Source organism: Pseudomonas sp. BP11-1-1 (assembly GCF_052112105.1).
GTDB lineage: Bacteria > Pseudomonadota > Gammaproteobacteria > Pseudomonadales > Pseudomonadaceae > Aquipseudomonas > Aquipseudomonas alvandae.
In genome coordinates this window covers 101,427-123,598 of record NZ_JAUTYU010000009.1, presented here as the reverse complement: position 1 = coordinate 123,598, position 22,172 = coordinate 101,427, and the positions used below count along the sequence as shown (strand labels likewise).

General features: G+C 62.7%; 20 protein-coding genes and 1 riboswitch. Of the genes, 6 read left to right on the top strand and 14 right to left on the bottom strand.

Annotated elements, in window-relative coordinates; translation table 11 throughout:
• Nucleotides 1–11: 11 nt before the first annotated feature.
• From uca to Q7C33_RS18535, 6 genes are all read right to left on the bottom strand, one after another.
• Nucleotides 12–3,692: an urea carboxylase gene (gene uca / locus Q7C33_RS18560; protein ID WP_407683914.1), complete on the bottom strand. Its 3,681-nt coding sequence runs from the start codon at nucleotides 3,690–3,692 to the stop codon at nucleotides 12–14.
• 300 nt (nucleotides 3,693–3,992) lie between these two features.
• Nucleotides 3,993–4,634, bottom strand: a complete 642-nt coding sequence (locus Q7C33_RS18555; RefSeq protein WP_334598155.1) for an urea amidolyase associated protein UAAP2 — start codon at nucleotides 4,632–4,634, stop codon at nucleotides 3,993–3,995.
• Nucleotides 4,635–4,645: 11 nt separating this feature from the next.
• Nucleotides 4,646–5,371 (bottom strand): urea amidolyase associated protein UAAP1, encoded by a 726-nt coding sequence (locus Q7C33_RS18550; RefSeq protein WP_217860144.1) that lies wholly within the window; start codon nucleotides 5,369–5,371, stop codon nucleotides 4,646–4,648.
• A 13-nt stretch (nucleotides 5,372–5,384) separates the two neighbouring features.
• A complete protein-coding gene (locus Q7C33_RS18545) occupies nucleotides 5,385–6,173 on the bottom strand; it encodes an ABC transporter ATP-binding protein (RefSeq protein WP_407683913.1) in 789 nt (262 codons plus the stop codon).
• Nucleotides 6,170–6,985 (bottom strand): ABC transporter permease, encoded by an 816-nt coding sequence (locus Q7C33_RS18540; RefSeq protein WP_030138307.1) that lies wholly within the window; start codon nucleotides 6,983–6,985, stop codon nucleotides 6,170–6,172. Before Q7C33_RS18540 ends, Q7C33_RS18545 begins: the two co-directional genes overlap by 4 nt.
• Before the next feature lie 15 nt (nucleotides 6,986–7,000).
• The gene (locus Q7C33_RS18535) at nucleotides 7,001–8,068 is read right to left on the bottom strand and encodes a putative urea ABC transporter substrate-binding protein (protein ID WP_407683912.1); all 1,068 of its coding nucleotides are present in this window, start codon (nucleotides 8,066–8,068) and stop codon (nucleotides 7,001–7,003) included.
• Between the two features lie 60 nt (nucleotides 8,069–8,128).
• Nucleotides 8,129–8,230: riboswitch (guanidine-I (ykkC/yxkD leader) on the bottom strand.
• Nucleotides 8,231–8,534: 304 nt separating this feature from the next.
• Between Q7C33_RS18535 and Q7C33_RS18530 the strand changes: the two genes are divergently transcribed.
• Nucleotides 8,535–8,939: a hypothetical protein gene (locus Q7C33_RS18530; protein WP_198797128.1), complete on the top strand. Its 405-nt coding sequence runs from the start codon at nucleotides 8,535–8,537 to the stop codon at nucleotides 8,937–8,939.
• Nucleotides 8,940–9,109: 170 nt separating this feature from the next.
• Here Q7C33_RS18530 and Q7C33_RS18525 read toward each other — a convergent pair whose 3' ends face one another.
• Entirely contained in the window at nucleotides 9,110–10,222 is a 1,113-nt protein-coding gene (locus Q7C33_RS18525; RefSeq protein ID WP_407683911.1) for an enoyl-CoA hydratase/isomerase family protein, read from the bottom strand.
• 131 nt (nucleotides 10,223–10,353) lie between these two features.
• Between Q7C33_RS18525 and ung the strand changes: the two genes are divergently transcribed.
• Nucleotides 10,354–11,046 (top strand): uracil-DNA glycosylase, encoded by a 693-nt coding sequence (gene ung / locus Q7C33_RS18520; protein WP_109755900.1) that lies wholly within the window; start codon nucleotides 10,354–10,356, stop codon nucleotides 11,044–11,046.
• A 107-nt stretch (nucleotides 11,047–11,153) separates the two neighbouring features.
• On the opposite strand, the gene Q7C33_RS18515 is transcribed toward ung, so the two are convergent.
• The 4 genes from Q7C33_RS18515 to Q7C33_RS18500 are packed head-to-tail and all read right to left on the bottom strand — an operon-like array spanning nucleotide 11,154 to nucleotide 15,212.
• The gene (locus Q7C33_RS18515) at nucleotides 11,154–12,194 is read right to left on the bottom strand and encodes an AbrB family transcriptional regulator (RefSeq protein WP_407683910.1); all 1,041 of its coding nucleotides are present in this window, start codon (nucleotides 12,192–12,194) and stop codon (nucleotides 11,154–11,156) included.
• Nucleotides 12,187–13,701: a tripartite tricarboxylate transporter permease gene (locus Q7C33_RS18510; RefSeq protein WP_053178420.1), complete on the bottom strand. Its 1,515-nt coding sequence runs from the start codon at nucleotides 13,699–13,701 to the stop codon at nucleotides 12,187–12,189. The genes Q7C33_RS18515 and Q7C33_RS18510 overlap by 8 nt, the downstream gene beginning before the upstream one ends.
• Before the next feature lies 1 nt (nucleotide 13,702).
• Entirely contained in the window at nucleotides 13,703–14,164 is a 462-nt protein-coding gene (locus Q7C33_RS18505) for a tripartite tricarboxylate transporter TctB family protein (protein ID WP_407683909.1), read from the bottom strand.
• Between the two features lie 55 nt (nucleotides 14,165–14,219).
• On the bottom strand, nucleotides 14,220–15,212 hold the full coding sequence (locus Q7C33_RS18500) for a Bug family tripartite tricarboxylate transporter substrate binding protein (protein WP_014337021.1): 993 nt from the start codon (nucleotides 15,210–15,212) through the stop codon (nucleotides 14,220–14,222).
• 455 nt (nucleotides 15,213–15,667) lie between these two features.
• Here Q7C33_RS18500 and Q7C33_RS18495 point away from each other — a divergent pair, with 455 nt between their 5' ends.
• Nucleotides 15,668–16,339: a response regulator gene (locus Q7C33_RS18495; protein WP_003198779.1), complete on the top strand. Its 672-nt coding sequence runs from the start codon at nucleotides 15,668–15,670 to the stop codon at nucleotides 16,337–16,339.
• The gene (locus Q7C33_RS18490; protein WP_407683908.1) at nucleotides 16,332–17,723 is read left to right on the top strand and encodes a sensor histidine kinase; all 1,392 of its coding nucleotides are present in this window, start codon (nucleotides 16,332–16,334) and stop codon (nucleotides 17,721–17,723) included. Before Q7C33_RS18495 ends, Q7C33_RS18490 begins: the two co-directional genes overlap by 8 nt.
• A gap of 123 nt (nucleotides 17,724–17,846) precedes the next feature.
• On the opposite strand, the gene Q7C33_RS18485 is transcribed toward Q7C33_RS18490, so the two are convergent.
• Nucleotides 17,847–18,668 (bottom strand): HDOD domain-containing protein, encoded by an 822-nt coding sequence (locus Q7C33_RS18485; RefSeq protein ID WP_198797134.1) that lies wholly within the window; start codon nucleotides 18,666–18,668, stop codon nucleotides 17,847–17,849.
• Nucleotides 18,669–18,704: 36 nt separating this feature from the next.
• Nucleotides 18,705–19,646, bottom strand: coding sequence for a CAF17-like 4Fe-4S cluster assembly/insertion protein YgfZ (ygfZ, locus tag Q7C33_RS18480; protein ID WP_407683907.1), 942 nt, complete (start codon nucleotides 19,644–19,646; stop codon nucleotides 18,705–18,707).
• Between the two features lie 149 nt (nucleotides 19,647–19,795).
• Here ygfZ and Q7C33_RS18475 point away from each other — a divergent pair, with 149 nt between their 5' ends.
• A complete protein-coding gene (locus Q7C33_RS18475; RefSeq protein WP_003184348.1) occupies nucleotides 19,796–20,050 on the top strand; it encodes an FAD assembly factor SdhE in 255 nt (84 codons plus the stop codon).
• Entirely contained in the window at nucleotides 20,034–20,486 is a 453-nt protein-coding gene (locus Q7C33_RS18470; RefSeq protein ID WP_217860136.1) for a protein YgfX, read from the top strand. Before Q7C33_RS18475 ends, Q7C33_RS18470 begins: the two co-directional genes overlap by 17 nt.
• Here Q7C33_RS18470 and nadB read toward each other — a convergent pair.
• Complete coding sequence (nadB, locus tag Q7C33_RS18465) at nucleotides 20,455–22,071, bottom strand: L-aspartate oxidase (RefSeq protein ID WP_030138293.1); 1,617 nt, start codon at nucleotides 22,069–22,071, stop codon at nucleotides 20,455–20,457. The two genes, Q7C33_RS18470 and nadB, sit on opposite strands and share 32 nt — an antisense overlap.
• Nucleotides 22,072–22,172: the final 101 nt, after the last annotated feature.

Below are 22,172 nucleotides of genomic sequence, written 5' to 3'. Positions count from 1 at the left end.
CTTGATTGAGTTCAGTCACGTTCCAGCACCACGACACGCTGTCCGGCGCGCACCGCCGAACCGGGTTGGACGCGCACCTCGCGAACCACGCCGGCCATCGGCGCAAGCACCGGGATCTCCATCTTCATGGACTCCAGGATCACCAACACGTCACCGGCGGCGACCCGCGTGCCCACTTCTATCTGGACTTGCCAGAGATTGCCGGCGATGTGGCTGTCGACGCTCAATTGGTCCTCGCCCAGCAACGTCTCTTCGCTCGGCGCGGGTGTCGGTTCCTCGCTGTCGAAATGCGCCTGGCCGCTGGCGATCCAACGCTCGCGCTCGGCCTTGAAGGCTTGTTGTTGCTGCTGACGAAACGCGGCGATGCTGTCCGCTTCCCGGGCCAGGAAACCCTGATAGTCGGCGAGGTTGAGCTGGCTGTATTCGATGTTCAGGTCGAAGCGGCCCAAGGGGAAATCCCGCCGGATGCGCAACAGTTCATCGGCGCTGACCGGATAGAAGCGGATCTGGTCGAAGAACCGCAGCAGCCAAGGCTTGCCGTCAAACGCGGCAACATCCCGATAACGATTCCACATCTGCAACGTGCGCCCGACGAACTGATAGCCGCCCGGACCTTCCATGCCGTACACGCACATATAGGCGCCGCCGATGCCCACCGAGTTTTCCGCGGTCCAGGTCCGGGCCGGGTTGTATTTGGTGGTCACCAGCCGATGCCGTGGGTCGAGCGGCGTGGCGACTGGCGCCCCGAGGTAGACGTCCCCCAGGCCCATCACCAGATAGCTCGCGTCGAATACCGTGCGTTGCACTTCGTCGAGGTTGGGCAGGTCGTTGATGCGCCGGATAAACTCCAGATTGCTTGGGCACCAAGGGGCGTCCTTGCGCACGGTGGTCATGTATTTTTCGATGGCCAATTGGCAGGCCGGGTCGTCCCAGGACAGCGGCAGGTGGACGATGCGCGAAGGCACTTGCAGGTCTTGCGCGGCGCACACGGCATCCCACTCACCGGCGACGATAGCCAACAAATCGGCCAGCGGCAGTTGCTCGGGCTGGTAGTGCACTTGCAGCGAGCGAATGCCCGGCGTCAGGTCGATCACACCGTGCAGGTGCTTTTGTTCCAGGGCCTGCATCAAGGCGTGGGCGCGGAAACGCAGCACCAGGTCCAGTTCGGGGGCGCCGATTTCCAGCAGCAGGTGGGTGTCGCCAGCCAGGCGAGCGACCAGGCGGGTATCGTCCTGGCCGATATCCAACACCACGGGTGACACCAATGTTTGTGTATCCCCAAAACCTGTGGCGAGGGAGCTTGCTCCCGCTGGGTCGCGCAGCGGCCCCGACTTTTCACCGGTAAGCGTGTTGTCCGGCGAGCGCTGCGCACTCGAGCGGGAGCAAGCTCCCTCGCCACAGGGGAAATCCATTGCCAGTGCGCGCGCGGTCTCCAAGTCCACCGGCACAAACCGCACCTTGTCCCCCGCCTTGAGCTGCCCCAACTGCCACAGGTCCGCCTCGATCACCGTCACCGGGCAGACGAAGCCTCCCAGGCTGGGGCCGTCGGGGCCGAGGATGACGGGCATGTCGCCGGTGAAATCCACGGCACCGATGGCGTAGGGATTGTCATGGATGTTGGACGGGTGCAGGCCTGCTTCGCCGCCGTCGGCCCGGACCCATTCCGGCTTCGGCCCGATCAGGCGCACGCCGGTTCGGCTGGAGTTGAAATGCACCTCCCATGAGGTGTCGAAAAACGTCTGGATGTAGCGTTCGGTGAAATATTCCGGCGCGCCATGCGGGCCGTAGATCACGCGGATCTGCCGCACGGCTGGCAAGAGCAGAGGCGGCTCGTCCACCATCGGCCACACGGCGCGCTCATCCAGCGCAGCCAGGTGCAGCACGTCGCCGGTGCACAGCGCGCGTCCGCCATGGCCACCGAATTGGCCGAGGGTGAAGGTGCTTTTGCTGCCGAGGTAGTCCGGCACTTGCAAGCCACCTTGCACGCACAAATAGCTGCGCGCCCCGGCGCCGCTGATGGTGCCCAGGGCCAGTGTTGACCCGGCAGTGATCGACAACGGGGTGTTCATCGGCACCGCTTCGCCGTCCAGGGCCAGGGCAATTTGCGCACCGGTCACCGTCACCCGGGCGTTGCAGTTGAAGCGCAGCAAAGGTCCGCTCATGGTGATCTCCAGCGCCGCCGCACCTTCGTCATTGCCCAGTAGTCGATTGCCCAAGCGGAGCGAGCGGCTGTCCATCGGTCCCGACGGCGGTACGCCCACCGCCCAATAGCCGAGGCGGCCAGGGTAATCCTGGACGCTGGTCTGGGTGCCGGGGCTGAGCACCTCGAACGTGTTGGCGCGGTAGGCCAGGGTCTCCAGGCAACGCGTCCAGGGCTGGCCGGTTGCGAAGGGCGCGTAGAGGAGAATCTGCTGCAAGTAGGTGCGGTTGGTTTCGACGCCGTATAGCAGACAGTCTTCCAACGCTTGATGCAGGCCCTTGCGCGCCTGCTCGCGGGTCGGGGCCCAGCGAATCACCTTGGCGATCATCGGATCGAAGTAGGGCGGGATCTGACAGCCTGCCTCGACCCACGTGTCGATGCGCAGTGCCTTGCCGTCGGCCTGAGGAAACGCCACCGCCGTGAGCAGCCCTGGGCTTGGCTGGAAATCCCGACCCGGATCCTCGGCATACAGGCGCGCCTGGATCGCGTGGCCGCAGGCTTTCAAACCCAGGCTCAGTTCGCTCAGTGGCGGCAGCTCACCGGCGGCCAATTGCACCATCCAGCGCACCAGGTCGACGTCCCAGACCTGCTCGGTGACGCCATGCTCAACTTGCAGCCGCGTGTTCACCTCCAGGAAGTAGAAGCGCCCGGCGTCACTGTCGTAGACGAACTCCACGGTGCCCGCGCTGCGGTAGTTCACCGCCCGGGCCAGTTTGATCGCCGCCGCGCAGAGTTCCTCGGCCATGCCTTCGGGCAGGTTGGGTGCCGGGGTTTCCTCAAGGACTTTCTGGTTGCGCCGTTGCACCGAGCAATCGCGCACGCCCAGGGCGATCACTTGGCCCTGGCCGTCGCCGAAAACTTGCACCTCCAGGTGACGAGCCCGTTCGATGTACTTCTCGATGAACACGCCGGCGTCGCTGAAGTTGTTCTGCCCGAGGCGTTTGACCGCTTCGAAGGATTCGCTCAACTCGGCGGCGCTACGGCACACGCGCATGCCGATTCCGCCGCCGCCCGCCGTGCTTTTGAGCATGACCGGATAACCGACCTGCGTTCCGGCCAGCAGCGCGACGTCGAGGCTGTCGAGCAACTCAGTGCCTTCAAGCAGCGGCACGCCGTGCTGGCGGGCGAGGTCTCGTGCGGTGTGCTTGAGACCGAACACGCGCAGTTGCTCCGGTGTCGGCCCGATGAAGGCAATATTCGCGGCCTCGCAGGCTTCGGCGAAAGCGGCGTTTTCCGAGAGGAAGCCGTAGCCGGGATGAATCGCCGTCGCGCCGCTGCTCTTGGCGATCGCCAGCAGCTTATCCACCGCCAGGTACGTACCGGCCGCCGCGCCTTCGCCCAGGCAGTGGGCTTCGTCGGCCTGGAGGATGTGCAGGCTGGCAGCGTCGGCTTGGGAGTACACCGCGACGCCCTGGACATTCAATTCGCGCAACGTCCGCAGGATGCGGCAGGCGATGGCGCCACGGTTGGCGATGAGGATTTTTTCGAACATGGCATTGCCCCCTCAGGCATACGTGCTGCCTGAACTGGGATGCGGGCCGTCCCGCAGTTTTCGATGGCCAACGGGGTCGTCCCCGATAGCGAAATAATCAACCTTCAGAACACCGCTAGACCCTGTGGGAGCGGGCTTGCTCGCGAAAGCGCTGTGTCAGTCAACATCAATGTCACTGTCGGACCGCCTTCGCGAGCAAGCCCGCTCCCACATGAGGTTGTTGGTGTCAGTGTTATTTGATGCACTGCCCCGACCGGCTCTGGCACAACGCGAACAACCAGCGGCGCAGGCGCACGAATTTCAGTTCCATATCAGAAGCTCCGCTGGCGTGGGGTTGTAGGCGTTGCACGGGTTATTCAACTGCGGGCAGTTGGAGATCAAGACGATCACGTCCATCTCGGCCCGCAGGTCGACGTATTTGCCCGGCGCCGAGATCCCGTCTTCGAACGTCAGGCCGCCATCGGCGGTGACCGGCACGTTCATGAAGAAGTTGATGTTCGGCCCGATGTCGCCCTTGCCCAGCCGACCGTCGTGGGCGCAGGCCCGCAGGTAGTTGTCGCGGCAGCTGTGCATGTGGCGTTTTTCCAGGGCGTAGCGCACGGTGTTGCTTTCCTGGGCGCAGGCGCCGCCGAGGGTGTCGTGACGCCCGCAGGTGTCTTCGACGATGGTCAGCATCGGCCGGCCGAGGTTGGAATACAGCACGCTCCCGGTGCCCAGGTAGACGCTGTTCTGCCGGCGCAAGGTGCGCTGCACGTCATAGCGTTCCCTGGGGTTGGCCAGGCTGTAGAACAGCGTATCGACCGCCTGGTTGCCCTCCAGGTCGAGGATGCGCAAGGTCTGGCCGGCCTTGACTTCGGTCAGCCAAGGTTCGCCGGCAGGAATCGTGGCGCGGTAGATGGCGGTCTCGGGTTGTTTGTGTGCAGTGGCGATGGCGAGTGACATGGCGACGATCCTCAGGCGAACAGGCGGTCGGTGTTGATGAAGCCGCGCTGGTTTTCCGGGCGCGATTGGCGGCAGTGTTCGGCGACGCTGGGGGTGGCGTTCATCCAACTGAGCTTGAGCGGTTGCGGGGCGTATTGCGGGTTCGGGTCCATCGGGTGTTGTAGCGCGGTCAGCACTACCAAGGTGTCCATCGGCGCGTACAGCTCGATGTAATCGCCAGCTTTGGAATTGCCCTCCACGAAGTGAAAATGGCCGGCCGCGTCGACGTCGACCCGGCTGAACAAGTTGAGGGTCATCAGCAGGTCGGACAGGCCCAACCCCCATTTGCCCAGCTCCACCAGCAGGTTGTCGGTGCCGTTGCGAAAGAAGCCGTTGCGCAGCTCCTGATAACGACCCTGACCGTATTTCTCAGCGACCTCTTCGGCGCAGAGCACACCGCCAAAACTGTCGCTCCAACCACAGGTGTCAGCGGTGATCGCCGCCAGCACTCGCCCCATGTCCGAATACAGGCAATGGCCGGCGGTGAGCTTGGCGGTGTGTTGGCATTTGAGGCTGTCGGGCAGGTTCAGGCGTTCGGTTTTTTCGTTGGCGTTGAGCAGTGTCAGGCTCACGTTGGCGCCACCGCGCAGATCGGTCAGGCGCAGCAGTTGGCCGCGCTTGAGCACGAACGAGCGATGGCCGCCACCGGGCAGCAGTTCTTCGGCGAAGGGGGGGAACAGCTGGATCGAATCGGTCATGGAAAAACTCCTTTCAAGCGATACGCAACGTGCCGGCCAATTCGGCGGGCAGGGCGTCGACGGCGGCACGGGCGGTGCGGCGGTCGCTGTTCAATGGAATGTCGTAGGTGATGCGTGCACCGTAGGCGCCAGGTGCGTGGGGATCGACGCGCACCTTGTCGAACACCAGCAGGCGCGTGCCGAGGCTGAAGCCTTCGGACAGGTCATGGGTGACCATGAACACCGTCAGTTGGGTCTCGCGCCACAGCGCCAGCAACAAGGCATGCATGTCTTTGCGGATACCCGGGTCGAGGGCGCCGAAGGGCTCATCCAGCAGCAGGACTCGGGGCTTCATGATCAGCGCCTGGGCAATCGCCAATCGCTGCTGCATGCCGCCGGAAAGCTGCGCCGGGTATTTGTCCAACGCGTGGCCCAGGCCGACCTTGTCCAACAATTGCGCAGCCTCTTCGCGAGCCTGGCGCTTGGCACTGCCGAACAGACGGCCCAGCAACGGTGAACGCGGCAACTCCAGGCCCAGGGCGACGTTGTCCAGCACCGTGAGGTGTGGGAACACCGAGTAGCGCTGGAACACCACGCCCCGGCTGGCGTCTGGTTCGCCGGCCAAGGGTTCGCCATCCAGCAGGATTTGTCCGCGACTGGTGCGCTCCTGGCCGAGCAACAAGCGCAAGAAGGTCGACTTGCCGCAACCCGACGCGCCCACCAGTGTGCAGAACTCACCCTCGGCGACGTTCAGGTTCAAGCGTTCCAGCACGACCTGATCGTCGTATTGCTGCCAGACGTTGTTTACCTTGATGAAGCTCATGCTCTCGCCCCCTCGTACCAAGGGAACGCTCGAAGGGTCAGGCGCTTGAGCCCCCAGTCCATCAGCCAGGCGAGCAGCGTGATCCACACCACGTACGGCAGGATCACGTCCATCGCCAGGTAACGACGCACGAGGAAAATCCGATACCCGAGCCCATCGGTGGAGGCGATGGCTTCGGCGGCAATCAGGAACAGCCAGGCCGAACCCAGCATCAATCTCAGCGAGATCAGCAAGCGTGGCAGCAGTTGCGGCAGCACCACGCGCAGCATCAGCGTCCAGGTCGAGGCGCCGAGGGTCTGGGCCTTGATCAGCAGTTCGGACGGGATCTCCCGGGCGCGCTGTTCCAGATCCCGCGCCAGGCACGGCGTGATGCCGATCACGATGAGCATCACTTTCGACAGTTCCCCCAAGCCGAAGACGATGAACAGGATCGGCAGGATCGCCAGGGGCGGCACCATCGAGACCACGGTAAGCAACGGCGACAACGGCGCGCCGAACAGCGGTAGCGTGCCGGCGGCGATGCCCAGGCACAGCCCGGCCAGGGCGCTGATGCCCAGGCCAATGGCCAACCGGCGTAGGCTCGACGCGGTGTCTTGCCAGAGCAGGTAGTCGCCACTGCGGGCATCGGCGGTGAAGGCCAGGCGTTTCACTGCATCGATCATCTGCCCGGCACTGGGCAGCAGCTTGTCGTTGGGGTTTTCTGTCAGTCGTTCGGCCGAGCCCATGAAATAGGCGAACAGCACCAGCGCGAATGGCAGGATGACCAGCAGCAAGCGGCTGGGGCGATCCGGGTAGCGGTTGATCAGGCGCATGCCAGGTCCTCCGGTCTACAGCTTGGCGTCGGCGGCCAGCTGTACGTAGGTGGGGTCGAAGCGCAGCTTGAGGTTGGCCTTGTCGCCGCGGGTCACGCCATTGGCGAATGCCATGCCGACCGCGTTCGTGTCCTTGGCGCCTTCGCCCAGCAAGCCGTGCTTGAACGAGAAATCGGCCACCTTGCCCATGGTGGCGGGCAGTTGATCGCTGGTGGCGAAGCCCAGCGCTTCCTGGGGCGTGGCGAATAGCTTGGTGGTGTCCAGTTGCGCCTGGAAACCCTTGAGGTCGGTACCCGAGGCCTTGGCCATGTGTTCCAGCGCGGCATTGGCGGCGGCGTTCCTGGCGTTCATCAGCGCCACCACTTCGAACCAGGCGCCGGTCAAGGCCTTGCCCAGGGCTGGGTTGTCCTGGAGGGTCTGGGTGTTGACCACCATCATGTCCATGATCTCGCCAGGCACCTGGCTGGAGTTGAACACTTCGCTCACGCCTGGTTGCGCCTTGATGTCCGAGAGCATTGGGTTCCAGGTGGTGACGGCCTTGACCTGGTCGGTGTTGAAGGCGGCGGAAATGTCGGCATCGGAGGTGTTGACGACTTTCAGGTCTTTCTCGGCGAGGCCGACCGAATCCAGCGCGCGGGCCAGCAGGTAATGAGACACCGACAGCTCCACGAGATTGACGTCCATGCCCTTGAGGTCGGCGACTTTCTTGCCGTCGCCCTTGAGGACGATGCCGTCGTTGCCGTTGGAGAAATCACTGACGATCAGCGCTGTGCTGTCCACGCCACCGGCGGCGGGAATGGTCAGGGCGTCCATGTTGGTCATGGTGCAGCCGTCGAACTGACCGGCGGTGTACTGGTTGATGGATTCGACGTAATCGTTGAGCTGCACGACATCGATGGTGATGCCGTATTTTTTCGCCCATTTGTCGACGATGCCTTGGCTGCCGGCGTATTCCCAGGGCATCCAGCCGGCGTAAATGGTCCAGCACACGCTGAAGTGATCTTTTTGCGCGGCGGCGGACGAGAAGCTCATGAGGGCCGAGAGCGCGGCGAGGAGCAGGGCGGACAGACGAAGCTTGAACATGGTGGTTCTCCAGTTGATCAAGGGCGGACAGGAGCAACGCGGCACCGCGAACGGTGGCTTGTCTCCCGGGCTTTTGTCCCGCCGTGTAACCTCAACTGGAGGTCGCCAACTCTCGGACCAGCCACTCGCCAGAGGCGAGCCGGAACCCTAGTCAGCCATTGCAAATTGTGGTGCCGCGAACCTGTGATGACTCCTGCACGGGGATTGTTAAAGCGAGAGCCGTGCCAATTCAGGCAAAGGCCCATACCAGAGCGGGCGAGCGTCGGAGAGGGATGATTGAGGGCAGATTCGTGCTTGCTTGTGGTGCCATGGCGCACCGGAAGAGGGCGACGAGTGACATGTTTCCAGTTGTTGCCATGTCGCACCAGATTCCGATTTTGCTGTCTGAATATTCGTCAGTCACACAACGTTGACTGCCGCCCATCAGCGTCGCTGATGCGGCCCATTCGCGGTCCAGGAGGCCGCCATGTATCGACGACTGCTCCTCATTGCATTTCTTGGTCTGACTCTTTCGGCATGCGTGCCTTACTACGACGGAGACTCGAGCTATTACCGTTCAGAGGTCTACACCTCGCCAGGGCCGGCCTATTACAGCGGAGGATATTATTCGGCACCGCGTGGCTATTACGCACCGCGGTATTACCAACCGGCGCCACGCTATTACTCGGCACCGCGTTACTACCAGCAAGGCCCACGCTATTACTCGCCGCCGCGTGCATACCGGTCTTATCCGGATCGTGGCGGCTGGGGTGGCCGTGACCGGGGTGGTTGGAACGACGACCGGGGCGGTCGAGGCGGGCGAGATCATTGGGGACACGGCGATCGTGCTCGCGGACATGGTGGTCGCGATGGACGGGGCAACCACCGTTGATCCCAGGGCAACAAAAAAGCGGCGCATTGAGCGCCGCTTTTTTGTGCCTGGCATAAACCCGCCCTGTGGGAGCGAGCTTGCTCGCGATGGCGTCGGGTCAGCCAACATCGATGTGTCTGGCATGCCTCTATCGCGAGCAAGCTCGCTCCCACAGGAATCTTCTAGCTCGGCTATTCATTGGACAAATCCGCCAACGGATGCCGCCCCTCCCACACCTTGTGGAAATGCGCCTCCACTGCCGCTTCGGGCACATGATTGATGTCCGGCCAGTGCCAACGAGGCTTGTGGTCCTTGTCGATCAACCGTGCCCGCACGCCTTCGCTGAACTCCGGATGGCGGCAGCAGTTGAGGCTCAGGGTGTATTCCATGCGGAACACACCGGCCAAGGACAAATGCCGCGCTCGGGCGATTTGCTCCCAGACCAGGTGCGCCGTCAGCGGTGAGCCTTCGGCCATGGTCTTGGCTGCCCGGGCGATCAGCGGATTGGGATGGTTCACCAGCAAGCTCAGGGCTTTCCAGGCGCAGCGCACATCGCTGACATCCAGCCATTCGTCGATCTTCTCCCGGCGGGGCAGCCATTGGGCTTCGGGCAGTTGGGGGAGGGCTTCTTGCTGCAAGGCCTTGAGCAGGCTGTTGAGCTGCATCTCGGTCTGCTCCTGCCAGTTAAGCTGCAGCAGGCCCTCGATCAAATCGTCCTGTTGACCATCGAGCAGGAAACGGTCGGCCAGGCCAAGGTCGATGGCGTCGCGGGCATTCATGTGGGCGCCGGTCAGGCCGAGGAACAGCCCGAGCTTGCCCGGCAGGCGCGACAGGAACCAACTGGCGCCGACATCCGGATACAGGCCGATGCTGATCTCCGGCATTGCCAGGCGACTGCTCGGCGTGACGATCCGCGTGCTTACGCCTTGCAGCAAACCCATGCCGCCGCCCAGCACATAGCCGTGGCCCCAGCACAGCAGCGGTTTGGGGTAGGTGTGCAGGTTGAAATCCAGGCGGTACTCCGCCGCGAAGAATTGCGCGGCCAGCGGTGGCACCTCACCGGGATGAGCCCGGCAAGCCTCCACCAGGCTGCGCACTTCACCACCGGCACAGAACGCCTTGGCGCCGTTGCCGCGCAGCAGGACACAGACGACCTGCGGCTCCCTGGCCCAGGCATCCAGGCGATCCTGCAGGGCATTGATCATCGGCAGCGTCAGGGCATTCAGGGATTTTTCCGCATCCAGGGTGGCGATGCCGAGCCGCGCACCATTGATACCCGTAAGTTCTTCGAAGTGCAGATTCATCGTGACCTCGATCAGAAATTTGAATGTTCAGTATGACCGCTACGTAGGAAAGTGCCGGTTCTGCGTCAGATCAATTGACAAGCCCTGTAGGCTTTCCTAGGGTGCGCCCATTGTTTTTACCGGATGCAACCATGACTGCTGACGACCGTATCAAACTCGAACCGAGCTGGAAGCAGGCACTGCGTGCCGAGTTCGACCAGCCCTACATGGCAGAGTTGCGCGAATTCCTGCGTCGGGAATACGCCGCCGGCAAGGAGATTTACCCACCGGCATCGTTGATTTTCAACGCCCTCAATTCCACGCCGCTGGATAAGGTCAAGGTGGTGATTCTCGGCCAGGACCCTTACCACGGTCCAGGCCAGGCCCATGGCTTGTGTTTCTCGGTGCAGCCGGGCGTGCCGACTCCGCCGTCGCTGGTGAACATCTATAAGGAATTGAAGCGCGATCTGAACATCGACATTCCGAATCACGGCTACCTGCAAAGCTGGGCCGACCAGGGTGTGTTACTGCTCAACACGACCCTGACCGTGGAGCGCGCCAATGCCAACGCCCACGCCAAAAAAGGTTGGCAGCACTTTACCGACAGGATCATTGAAGTCGTCAGCGAACACCAGCCGCACTTGGTGTTCCTGCTGTGGGGCGCCCATGCCCAGAGCAAGCAGAAGCTGATCGATGCGACCAAGCATTTGGTGTTGACCTCGGTCCATCCGTCACCGCTGTCGGCCCACCGAGGTTTCATCGGTTGCGGGCATTTCAGCCGGACCAACAAGTTTCTCCAGCAGCAGGGCGAGAAGCCGATCGATTGGCGGTTGCCGCCGGTTTGAATGGTTGGCTGTGAGGGCCCCATCGCGAGCAAGCTCGCTCCCACAGGGTTCTAGGGCAACACAAATCCCCTGTGGGAGCGAGCTTGCTCGCGATGAAGGCAACTGGGTTACGAATTTGAACCCGGCCTGCTCGCCCAATACCTGAACAACGGCTCCGCCAGAAACAGCACGAACAGCAACCGCATCACCTGCAACGCCGTCACCAAGGGCACCGACAGTTGCAGCGTCTCCGCCGTCAGGCTCATTTCCGCGATGCCGCCGGGCATCATGCCCAGTGTCACCGAACGCAGATCCAGATGGGTCAAGGTGCTCAAGCCAAGGGCTGCAAGCGTGGCGATCAGCATCGTCAACACCGTGCCAACCAACGTGCGGCCCATGAACGACGGTGCCCGACGAAAGAACTGCCGGTTGAAATGACAACCCAGTCCGCTGCCGATCAGCCATTGGCCGATCTGGCTGGCGCCGTTGGGCAGGCCAATGTGCAGGTCCCAACCGACGCTCACCGCCGCGCTCACCAGCAACGGCCCGAACAACCAGGGATTGGGTTGGCGCAAGCGTTCCCAGACCCAGGCGAGCAGGGCGCCCGCCGGAAACAGGAGCGCCAGCCACAGCCAGTCCACCGTCGTGGCGTGTTGCACCGGCGCCCCTGCGCCCAGCAGGTATTTGAAGGCCGCCGGCACGCACAGCACCACCACCAGCACCCGCAGGCTCTGGCCCGCCGCGACACGGCTGAGGTCCGCGCCGTTGCGGGCGCCGAGGTTGACCATTTCGCCGGAGCCGCCCGGCATGCTCGAGAAAAACGCGGTGGCACGGTCCTCGCCGGTGCGACGCATCAGCCAGACACTGACCACGCTGGACACGCTGGTGATCAGCGCACCGAAGAAGATCAGGCCAAAATGGCTCAGGACCTGCTCCATCACCACGGGAGTGAAGTGCAGGCCGATGCCGATGCCCACCACCCATTGGCCGCATTTACGGCCGCCGGGGATTTCCATCAGTTGCCACGGCGTAAGACAGCGCACCAGGATGATCGCCAGCAACGAGCCGACCATCCAGGGCAACGGCCAGCCGATCAGGCTGGCCAGGTAACCACCGGCCAGGCCGACCAGCGGTGTTGCCCACCATTGCCTGAAGGTCGCCTCAGACATTGGCCAGGGCGCGACGTTGTGCGGCGCGGCGACGCCAGATCCGCAGCAATGGCAAGACCAGCATGACGGCCGTCAGCGCCCAGCAACCCAAGGTGATTGGGCTCGACCAGAGGATGTCCAGCGCACCGTTGGAAATCGACAGAGCACGACGCAGGTTCTGCTCCATCAGCCCACCCAGGATGAAACCCAGCAGGATCGGCGACAACGGGAAGTCCAGTTTGCGCAGGATGTAGCCGAAGATACCGATGCCGACCATCAGGAACAGATCGAACGTCGTGGCGTGCACCGCGTAGACGCCGATCCCGGTGATGATGGCGATGAACGGCACCAGCGCCCAGTTCGGCACCGACAGGATGCGGGTGAAGATACGGATCATCGGAATGTTGAGGATCACCAGCATGATGTTGGCGATGAACAACGAGGCGATCAGGCCCCAGACAATGTCTGGCTGTTGTTGGAACAACAGCGGGCCCGGCGTGATGTTGTACAGCGACAGCGCGCCGATCATCACGGCCGTGGTGCCAGAGCCGGGAACACCCAGTGTCAGCATCGGTACCAGCGCACCACAGGCTTCGCCACCGATGGCGGTTTCCGGGGCGGCGAGGCCGCGCTTGTCACCTTGGCCGAACGTGCCGCTGGCCCCGGCGATGCGTTTCTCGGTCATATAGGCCACGGCGCTGGCGAGGGTCGCGCCGGCACCGGGCAATACGCCCATGAAGAAACCCAGCACGCCGCAGCGCAGATTCACAGCGAACACCGAAGCCGCTTCCTTGAAGTTGAACATCATCCGCCCGGTGGCCTTCACCGCCTCCTGGCCGTGGTGAGTTTTTTCCAGGAGCAACAGGATCTCGCTGACCGAAAACAGGCCCAGCACCAGCACGACAAACTGGATGCCGTCGGCCAGATGGACGTTGTCGCCGGTGAAGCGATACACGCCGCTGTTGGCATCGATCCCCACGGCGGACAGAAACAGCCCGATCAGCGCCGCAATGAATGTCTTGAGCGGTCGATCACCGGCCATGCCGCCGAGGCAGACAATGGCGAAAACCATCAGCCCGAAATACTCTGCCGGTCCGAAGGCCACCGCCCATTTCGCCAGGATCGGAGCGAACAACACCATGCCGCAAGTGGCGATGAACGCACCGATGAAGGAACTCCATGCCGACAGCGAAAGGGCCACGCCGGCCAGGCCTTGACGGGCCATTGGGTAGCCATCGAGCGCGGTCATTACAGTAGAAGCTTCGCCAGGAATGTTGAGCAGGATCGAGCTGATGCGCCCGCCATACTCGCAACCCAGGTACACGGCAGCCAACAGGATCAGTGCCGATTCCGGTGGCAGGCCCAAGGCAAAGGCAATCGGGATCAGCAGTGCTACGCCGTTGATCGGGCCCAGGCCCGGCAACAGGCCGACCACAGTGCCGATCAGGGTGCCGCACAGCGCGGTGAACAAGTTGTAGGGGGTCAGTGCAACGCCAAATCCCTGGCTGAGATAACTGAGGGTATCCATATCAATTCTCCAGGATATCGAGCAGGCCAAGGGGCAGTGGCACGTCCATTACTTTGTCGAACAGCACGTAAAGCGCGATGGCCATCAGTGTGCTGATCAGAATGCTGGGTACCCAGCGCCCGCCATACAGGCGCGCCATCGGTACGCCGATCAAGGTGCTGGCCAGGATGAAGCCCAGGGGTTCGAAGGTCCCGGCAAATATCAGCAGAAGCCCCACGCACATGGCGATTTTTTGCAACGTCTCTCGGTCCAGTCGAGGTTCATCGTCGCTGTGCACGATAGGAGTGGGGCGAAACAGCATGTACAGCAGCGCCACGCCCATGAGCGCGAGGATCAGCAAGGGGAAGGCTCGCGGGCCGACCGGTTCGTAGGAAAAGGCGGCCTGATACGGCCAAGCCATCAGCGCCAGGCCGATACAGACCAGCAGCAGCACCGCGGCAAAAATACGTTGGATGGTGAGCATGACTAACTCCTGGGCGGCGCCGGCAGTGCCAACGCCGCCGCGAGAACAGAGACGGTTACTGGATCAGGCCGAACTCTTTGGCCAGCACCTTGTAATCAGCCACTTGCTTCTTCACGTAGGTGTCCAGTTCCGGCCCGGTCATGGCGAACGGGAACAGCTCGCGCTGGTCACGCAGCTTGGCGAACTCTTCGGAAGCCAGCAGTTTGTCGAAGGCATCTTTCCACCAGGCGTAGTCTTCATCGCTGACCTTCGGCCCGAGGTAGAAGCCGCGAACCACCGGCCAGACGATGTCGTAGCCTTGTTCCTTGGCGGTCGGAATGTCTTTCATTTCCGGCTCGTCGATGCGTTTCTCGGCAAACACGGCGAGCAGGCGCATGTCGCCGCTCTGGATGTGCGGCATGGAGTCGGAAATATCCGTACTGCCGACCTGGATGTGCCCACCGAGCAATGCGGTGGCGATTTCGCCGCCGCCTTCGAGGGCCACGTAGCGCAGGTCGCGGGGGTTGATACCGGCGGCCTTGGCGATGAGGGCGGTCTGCATCCAGTCCTGGCTACCCACGGTGCCGCCGGAGCCGATCACCACCGAGCCTGGATCTTTCTTCAGGGCCTGTACCAGGTCGTCGAGGTTCTTGTAGGGCGAGTCGCTCTTCACCGCAATGGCACCATAGCTGGTGCCAACGGCAGCCAGCCAGCGCACGGCGCTTTCATCGAAACGACCGAACTTGCCCTGGGCCAGGTTCAATAGCGAACCGCTGGACCAGGCCACCAGGGTGCCGGCGTCGGCCGGGCGCTGGGCGACCACTGCGTTGTAGGCCACCGCGCCGACACCGCCGGGCATGTAGGTGACGCGCATCGGCTTGGTCAGCAGCTTCTGGTTGACCAGCGCGCTTTGCGCCAGCTTGCACGTCAGGTCGAAACCGCCGCCCGGGGACGCCGGGGCGATGCATTCGGGGCGCTTGGGTTCTTTGGATGGATCAGCGGCGAGCAACTGCCCGGCGAACATCAGGCATCCGGCGGCCAAGGCTACTTTACGCAGTGATAGGTTCATTATTGTCTCCACAGGAGTTGTTGTTGTGTGTGGTGTAAATTCGGTATTGCTGGCCCCCGGCCCTCGCATCGCGGATGGTGGGCGCAGGTTGTTGTCGAACGTATCGGGATTGAAGGCGCGGGAGAACACCAGACCGAGGCGTGATGGCGCTGGCCAGGGTGGTCTGATTGAAGCGGGAAAGGCGGGCGGGCACTGGGGCCTGGAGCTGTAGAGACAGCATGTGGGTACTCCGCTTTTATTGTTTTTATTCGGCGAAAACGCTTCGAGGCGTTTTTCGTTCGCGATGTGCGTCGCGACGGGCAGCCGAAACCGTCCGTGGGAGGACTCTAACGGCCCAACCTTTCGCTCACCTTTCAAAAGCTTTCAACGTGTTTTTTGGCTTCACAGTGGCGGGTGCGGCTGTAAACTCCGCGCCAAAGAATGGCGTCGACCATCCCTGAATCGAGGAATAACCCATGCGTGTTCTGCTCGTCGAAGACCATCTGCAGCTCGCCGAAAGCGTTGCCCAAGCGCTCAAGAGCACCGGTTTGACCGTGGACGTGCTGCACGACGGCGTTGCGGCCGACCTGGCCTTGAGCAGCGAGGAATACGCTGTGGCGGTGCTCGATGTCGGGCTGCCGCGCATGGACGGTTTCGAGGTGCTGGCGCGTTTGCGGGCCCGGGGCAAGACGTTGCCAGTGCTGATGTTGACCGCCCGCAGCGACGTCAAGGACCGCGTCCATGGCCTCAACCTCGGTGCGGACGATTACCTGGCCAAGCCATTCGAACTCACTGAACTGGAGGCCCGGGTCAAGGCCCTGTTGCGCCGCAGCGTACTGGGCGGCGAACGCCAGCAGCGTTGTGGCGGGCTGGTCTATGACCTGGACACCCGTCGCTTTACCCTCGACGACGAATTGCTGACCCTGACCTCCCGCGAGCAAGCCGTGCTGGAAGCCTTGATTGCCCGGCCGGGGCGGGTGATGAGCAAGGAGCAACTGGCGGCCCAGGTGTTTGGCCTGGACGAAGAGGCCAGCCCCGACGCCATCGAAATCTACGTTCATCGTCTGCGCAAGAAGCTCGACGGCCATGCGGTCGCGATCGTGACGTTCCGCGGCTTGGGCTACCTGCTGGAAAACCGCAATGCATAAGCCCGACAGCCTGCGCTGGCGGCTGCTCTGGAACCTGGCGTTGCTGCTGGTGGTGCTGATGCTCGCCAGCGGCCTGAGCGCCTACTGGAATGGTCGCGAAGCCGCCGATACCGCCTATGACCGGACGCTGCTGGCCTCGGCCCGGACCATCGCCGCCGGTCTTTCGCAGCGAGACGGTACGCTCAGCGCGGACGTGCCTTACGTGGCCTTGGACACCTTCGCCTATGACAGCGCCGGACGTATCTACTACCAGGTCAACGACATCCACCAACAGCTGATTTCCGGTTACGAAAATCTCCCGGGTCCGCCGCCCGGCACGCCGCGCACTGACGATTATCCGGCATTGGCACGTTTCTACAACGCGCGTTACCAGGGCCAGGACGTGCGCGTGGTCAGCCTGCTGAAGGCCGTGAGCGAGCCGGAAATGAACGGCATGGCGGAGATCCGCGTGGCGGAAACCGAAGAAGCGCGGATCAGCATGGCCCGGGGCCTGATGGCCGACACGCTATTGCGGTTGGGCATGCTGGCCGTCGGTGCATTATTGCTGGTGTGGTTCGCGGTCAGCGCCGCTTTGCGTCCGCTGGAGCGCCTGCGTACGGCGGTGGAAGAGCGTCAGCCAGACGATTTGCGGCCGCTGCCATTGGTGGAGGTCCAGCATGAGTTGTGGCCCCTTGTCCGGGCGCTCAACCATTTCACCGAGCGCCTGCGTGGCCAATTCGAACGGCAGGCGCAATTCATCGCCGATGCCGCCCATGAACTGCGCACGCCACTGGCCGCCCTCAAGGCACGCCTGGAGCTGGGCTTGCGTGCCAGCGAACCGGCGACTTGGCGTGAAACCCTGGAAACCGCGGCCCAGGGCACCGACCGCTTGACCCATCTGGCGAACCAGTTGCTGTCACTGGCGCGAGTGGAAAACGGCGCCCGGGCGATTGCCGAGGGCGGTGCGCAATTGCTCGACCTGAGCCAATTGGCCCGTGAGCTGGGCATGGCCATGGCCCCGCTGGCACATGCCCGTGGTGTCGCGTTGGCCCTGGAGGCCGACGAGCCGGTCTGGTTGCGGGGCGAGCCGACCTTATTGAACGAGCTGTTGAGCAATCTGGTGGATAACGCGCTGGCCCATACACCGTCGGGTGGCAACGTCATCCTGCGGGTCGTCGCGCCGGCGGTGCTGGAAGTCGAGGATGACGGTCCCGGTATTCCTGAGACTGAACGGGAACGAGTGTTCCAGCGCTTCTACCGGCGAAACCAGCAAGTGGCCGGCTCGGGCCTCGGGCTGGCGATCGTCGGGGAAATCTGCCGTGCGCATCTGGCGCAGATCAGCCTTCACGACGGTCAGGACGGTGGGCTGAAGGTACGGGTGAGTTTCATCCCTGGCTCAGAATAAGCCCGCGCTGAATGCTGTCGTGGCGGGATACTGATTTGTGGCGAGGGGATTTAGCGAAACGTCGCACCGCCCCGCTGGGCGCGAAGCGCCCCTTACGAGGTTCAGGTTCGATGTCCGGGCTGTTCAGTAAAACATCGTCCGTGCTTCTTCAATGTCCGCGCACCGATCCTTATCGTCGAGGTCGATGCCCAGCTTCTTGATTGCCGGCACTCCAACCGCGTCGATCCGGCTCAGCGGGTGGTCGGTGTCCTTGTAGCAATACAGCGCGGCGACTTGCACCAGGTCGACATAATCGAGTTGTTTGGAGTCTCGGGTGAAATCCAGGTACAACCCCGGCAGCTTCACCAACCTTTCCGGAAATTCCCAGACACTGAGCAGCTTGTCGCCCAGCACCGGGTGAATCGTCTCGATGACGTGGTTGAGGCTGATGGGGTCCGACAGCAATTCATTATTGTCTTCGGCATACGTCAGGATCGGCAGGACGCCGATCTGATGGACCAATCCGCCCAAGGCCGCCTGATCAGGCTTGAGGTGCGTGTAGCTGCGGCAGAGGGCGTAGCTGACACCCGCTATTTCCAGGCTCTTGCGCCAGACTTCGCGCATTTTCTGTTCCACGACCTCGGAGCGGGCATGGAAAATCTGCTCCATGACCAGGCCAATCGCCAGGTTGCTGCTGTAGTTGACGCCCAGCCGAGTGATTGCCGTGTGCAGGTCCGTCACTTCCTGCGTGGCGCGCAGCAACGGGCTGTTGACGACTTTTATCAGGCGCGCCGAGAGGGCGGTGTCACGGCCAATCACTTTGCTCAGGTTGCTGACGCTGATTTCCGGGTCTTCGGCGGCCCGGCGAATCTGCATGGCCACTTCCGGTAATGTTGGCAAGACCAGGTCATCATTATCGATGGCCGCCACCAAATCCCGCTGGACCTTATCCGCCAAATCGCTCATTTCGGTTCTCTAGGGTGTTGCGACAAAATGTTGCGATCAACGCTGGATTTCGCGGTCGCGGTCCAGTTCGTAAGGCAAGTCCAGCAATTGTAGCGCGGGTCCTTCCAAAGCACCGAGGTGCAAATTGCCATCTTCTGCCGCTTCGGCCTGCAATACTGCCAGCAGTTCAATGTTTCGCTCGGCACAGGCGGCAATGACGACCTCGCCGATCGAGCTGCCATGCATAGGGGAAAACAGCGGGGTGCCAGGCTCCGGCAATTCAGCGGCGTCCAGTTCCAGGCGATACAGGCGACGCTTGAGTTTGCCGAGGTACTGCATGCGCGCGACGATTTCCTGGCCGGTGTAGCAACCTTTCTTGAAGCTCACGCCGCCAACGGCTTGCAGGTTGAGCATCTGCGGAATGAACAACTCGCGCGTGGCCGCCATGACCTGGCCGATTCCCGCGCGGACCTGACCCAGCAGCCAGCGGTTCAAGTCGCCTTCGGGCAGTTGCTCGCGCAGCTGCGTCAGCAGCGTATCGGCCTGTTCGGCGCGAACCCAGAGTTCAGCGCGGCCGGGGGAGACGCGAATAGCGATCAGCGATGGCTGGCGAACCACACTGTCGGTTTCGGCCGGCAGGTCGAGGCCCAGCCCGCTCAGCACGGTGTCCGCGTTTTCCAATCCGAAGCGAACCCATGCCGGGCTTTCATCGGTGAGTTTGGATTTGGAGAACACCGCGTATTTCTTCAGGTCCGCCAGTTGCGGCTCCAGAAGCTCCGTGGCCATGGCCATCAGTATGCCGTCGCCTTCGAGGACGATACGAAAGCTCGATTGCATCCGGCCTTTCTGGGTGCAACGGGCGCCCAGGCTGGCCTGGCTGTCGCTGAGGTAGTTGAGGTTGCAGGTCAATTGGCCTTGCAGGAATTTGCCGGCATCCACGCCGCGGACCGCGAGTACGCCTTCGTGGGACAGGGTGCAGAAAAATGCGGAATCAGCCATGGGTCATCGCAGGGTAAAAAGTCTGGTAGACATCATAAGGGGGCGCCCATGAAATGGGTAGTTCACAAAGGATTGACGGCGCCCGACCAAAGCCGTCTGTCACGCCACGGCGGGGCCTGTATACTTGCGCTCTATTTGAGGAGCGCTCCATGGTCGAAGATGTTGAACTGAATCGCCTCTACTGGCATAGCCGCCGCGGCATGCTTGAGCTTGACGTGCTGCTGGTGCCGTTCGTGAAAGAGGTCTACCCCCACCTTAACGAGGTCGATCGTGCCTGCTACGTCCGTCTGCTCGAGTGCGAGGATCAGGACATGTTCGGCTGGTTCATGGAGCGCAGTGAATCCGAAGACCCGGAACTGCAACGCATGGTCCGGATGATTCTGGATCGTGTCCAACCCAAGTAATCGCTTCGAATGCCGCTGGCAGGCCTCCGGGCAATTGCTGGCGGCGTACCTCGTGGCCCAGGCGTTCGCCCTGGGCTCGTTGCTGCTCCTGGCTGTCCCGTCCGGCTTCGCAGCCGTTGGCGTCATGCTGTGCCTGGGCCATGGCGCCTGGGTGTTGCCGCGACATTTGCTGCTGACCCATCGACAGGCCTTCCGTGGCTTGCGTCGCGATGCCGATGGTTGGCAGCTCTGGCGCGTCGATGGCGGCTGGCAGCCGGTGCAGTTGCGACCTGACAGCCTCGCATTACCGATGATCGTGGTGCTGCGCTTCCGCCTTAAGGGCGAGTGGCGGATCCGCTCGTTGTGCGTGCTCCGCGACGCGCTGGCGCCGGATGTCCACCGGCGCCTGCGGGTACGGCTGCGGTTCAGCCGGCGTAGGTGGGCGGCACCAGGATAGTATCCAGCGCCTCGGGCAGCAGGTTCGGATAATCAAGCGTGTAATGCAGGCCTCGGCTTTCCTTGCGCTCCATGGCCGAGCGAATCATCAGTTCGGCCACCTGCGCCAGGTTGCGCAGTTCAATCAGGTCGCGGCTGACTTTATAGTTGCTGTAGAACTCATCGATCTCGTCGAGCAGCAGGCGCACCCGGTGCTGCGCCCGTTGCAGGCGCTTGTTGGTGCGTACGATGCCGACGTAGTCCCACATGAAGCGCCGCAGTTCGTCCCAGTTGTGCGCGATGATCACGTCTTCGTCCGAGTCGGTGACCTGGCTGGCGTCCCACGAGGGCAGGGCGACCGGGATGGCGATCTGGGGTAATTGCTCGAGAATGTCAGCCGCCGCCGAGCGGGCATAGACGAAACATTCCAGTAGCGAGTTGCTGGCCATGCGGTTGGCGCCGTGCAGTCCGGTGAAGCTGGTTTCGCCGATGGCATACAGGCCAGGCACGTCCGTGCGGCCATGCTGGTCAACCATCACCCCGCCACAGGTATAGTGCGCTGCCGGTACCACCGGGATCGGCTGCTTGGTGATGTCGATGGAGAATTCCAGGCAGCGCTCGTAGACCGTCGGGAAATGGCTCTTGATGAACGCCTCGGGTTTATGGCTGATGTCCAGATAGACACAGTCGATGCCCAGGCGCTTCATTTCATGGTCGATGGCCCGCGCGACGATGTCCCGGGGTGCCAATTCGGCGCGAGGATCGAAGCGCTGCATGAAGCGCTCCCCGTTGGGGAGCTTCAGATGAGCACCTTCGCCACGCAGGGCTTCGGTCACCAGGAAGCTCTTGGCCTGCGGGTGATACAGGCAGGTAGGGTGGAATTGGTTGAATTCCAGGTTCGCCACCCGGCAGCCCGAGCGCCAGGCCATGGCAATGCCGTCACCACAGGCTCCGTCGGGGTTGCTGGTATAGAGATAGACTTTTGCCGCGCCACCGGAGGCCAGGATAACGAAGCGCGCACCGTAGGTGTCCACTTCTCCCGTGCCGCGGTTGAGCACATAGGCGCCCAGGCAGCGATCCCCCTCCAGGCCCAGGCGCTTCTCGGTAATCAGGTCGATCGCGACCCGTTGCTCCAGCAATTCGATGTTGGAGCGCTGCCGGGCCTGGGCCAACAGCGTCTTGAAAATGGCCGCGCCGGTTGCATCGGCGGCATGGATGATTCGCCGATGGCTGTGCCCGCCCTCGCGGGTCAGGTGGAACTCGAAGCCGCCATCTTCGGTGCCGGACTGTTCATCGCGAGTGAATGGCACGCCTTGGTCGATGAGCCACTGGATGGCTTCCTTGCTGTGCTCGACGGTGAAGCGCACCGCTTCCTGATTGCACAGCCCGCCGCCCGCGTTAAGTGTGTCATCGACGTGGGATTGGACGGTATCGGCGTCATCCAGCACGGCCGCCACGCCGCCCTGGGCCCAGAACGTCGAACCGTTGGCCAGGTCTCCCTTGCTCAGCACGGCGATGCGCAAATGTGCAGGCAGGGTCAAGGCCAGGCTCAACCCGGCGGCGCCGCTGCCGATTACCAGAACATCATGTTGGAACTGTTGGCTCATTCGAATGGTTTCCGCTTGAAGCGACCCGGGTCGGGGTTAGCGCCAGACACCGCTTCGACGGGTCAGGCAGCCACGCAGCCCACTAGTATATAGAGGGGGGG

Bases quoted from the DNA above. Each gene is read 5' to 3' on its own strand.
- ygfZ (WP_407683907.1), bottom strand. From the start codon at position 19,646: ATGGCTGATTCCGCATTTTTCTGCACCCTGTCCCACGAAGGCGTACTC.
- Q7C33_RS18550 (WP_217860144.1), bottom strand. From the start codon at position 5,371: ATGACCGATTCGATCCAGCTGTTCCCCCCCTTCGCCGAAGAACTGCTG.
- ung (WP_109755900.1), top strand. From the start codon at position 10,354: ATGACTGCTGACGACCGTATCAAACTCGAACCGAGCTGGAAGCAGGCA.
- Q7C33_RS18495 (WP_003198779.1), top strand. From the start codon at position 15,668: ATGCGTGTTCTGCTCGTCGAAGACCATCTGCAGCTCGCCGAAAGCGTT.
- Q7C33_RS18490 (WP_407683908.1), top strand. From the start codon at position 16,332: ATGCATAAGCCCGACAGCCTGCGCTGGCGGCTGCTCTGGAACCTGGCG.
- Q7C33_RS18515 (WP_407683910.1), bottom strand. From the start codon at position 12,194: ATGTCTGAGGCGACCTTCAGGCAATGGTGGGCAACACCGCTGGTCGGC.
- Q7C33_RS18555 (WP_334598155.1), bottom strand. From the start codon at position 4,634: ATGTCACTCGCCATCGCCACTGCACACAAACAACCCGAGACCGCCATC.
- Q7C33_RS18500 (WP_014337021.1), bottom strand. From the start codon at position 15,212: ATGAACCTATCACTGCGTAAAGTAGCCTTGGCCGCCGGATGCCTGATG.
- Q7C33_RS18510 (WP_053178420.1), bottom strand. From the start codon at position 13,701: ATGGATACCCTCAGTTATCTCAGCCAGGGATTTGGCGTTGCACTGACC.
- Q7C33_RS18525 (WP_407683911.1), bottom strand. From the start codon at position 10,222: ATGAATCTGCACTTCGAAGAACTTACGGGTATCAATGGTGCGCGGCTC.
- Q7C33_RS18505 (WP_407683909.1), bottom strand. From the start codon at position 14,164: ATGCTCACCATCCAACGTATTTTTGCCGCGGTGCTGCTGCTGGTCTGT.
- Q7C33_RS18535 (WP_407683912.1), bottom strand. From the start codon at position 8,068: ATGTTCAAGCTTCGTCTGTCCGCCCTGCTCCTCGCCGCGCTCTCGGCC.
- Q7C33_RS18530 (WP_198797128.1), top strand. From the start codon at position 8,535: ATGTATCGACGACTGCTCCTCATTGCATTTCTTGGTCTGACTCTTTCG.
- Q7C33_RS18540 (WP_030138307.1), bottom strand. From the start codon at position 6,985: ATGCGCCTGATCAACCGCTACCCGGATCGCCCCAGCCGCTTGCTGCTG.
- nadB (WP_030138293.1), bottom strand. From the start codon at position 22,071: ATGAGCCAACAGTTCCAACATGATGTTCTGGTAATCGGCAGCGGCGCC.
- Q7C33_RS18485 (WP_198797134.1), bottom strand. From the start codon at position 18,668: ATGAGCGATTTGGCGGATAAGGTCCAGCGGGATTTGGTGGCGGCCATC.
- Q7C33_RS18475 (WP_003184348.1), top strand. From the start codon at position 19,796: ATGGTCGAAGATGTTGAACTGAATCGCCTCTACTGGCATAGCCGCCGC.
- uca (WP_407683914.1), bottom strand. From the start codon at position 3,692: ATGTTCGAAAAAATCCTCATCGCCAACCGTGGCGCCATCGCCTGCCGC.
- Q7C33_RS18545 (WP_407683913.1), bottom strand. From the start codon at position 6,173: ATGAGCTTCATCAAGGTAAACAACGTCTGGCAGCAATACGACGATCAG.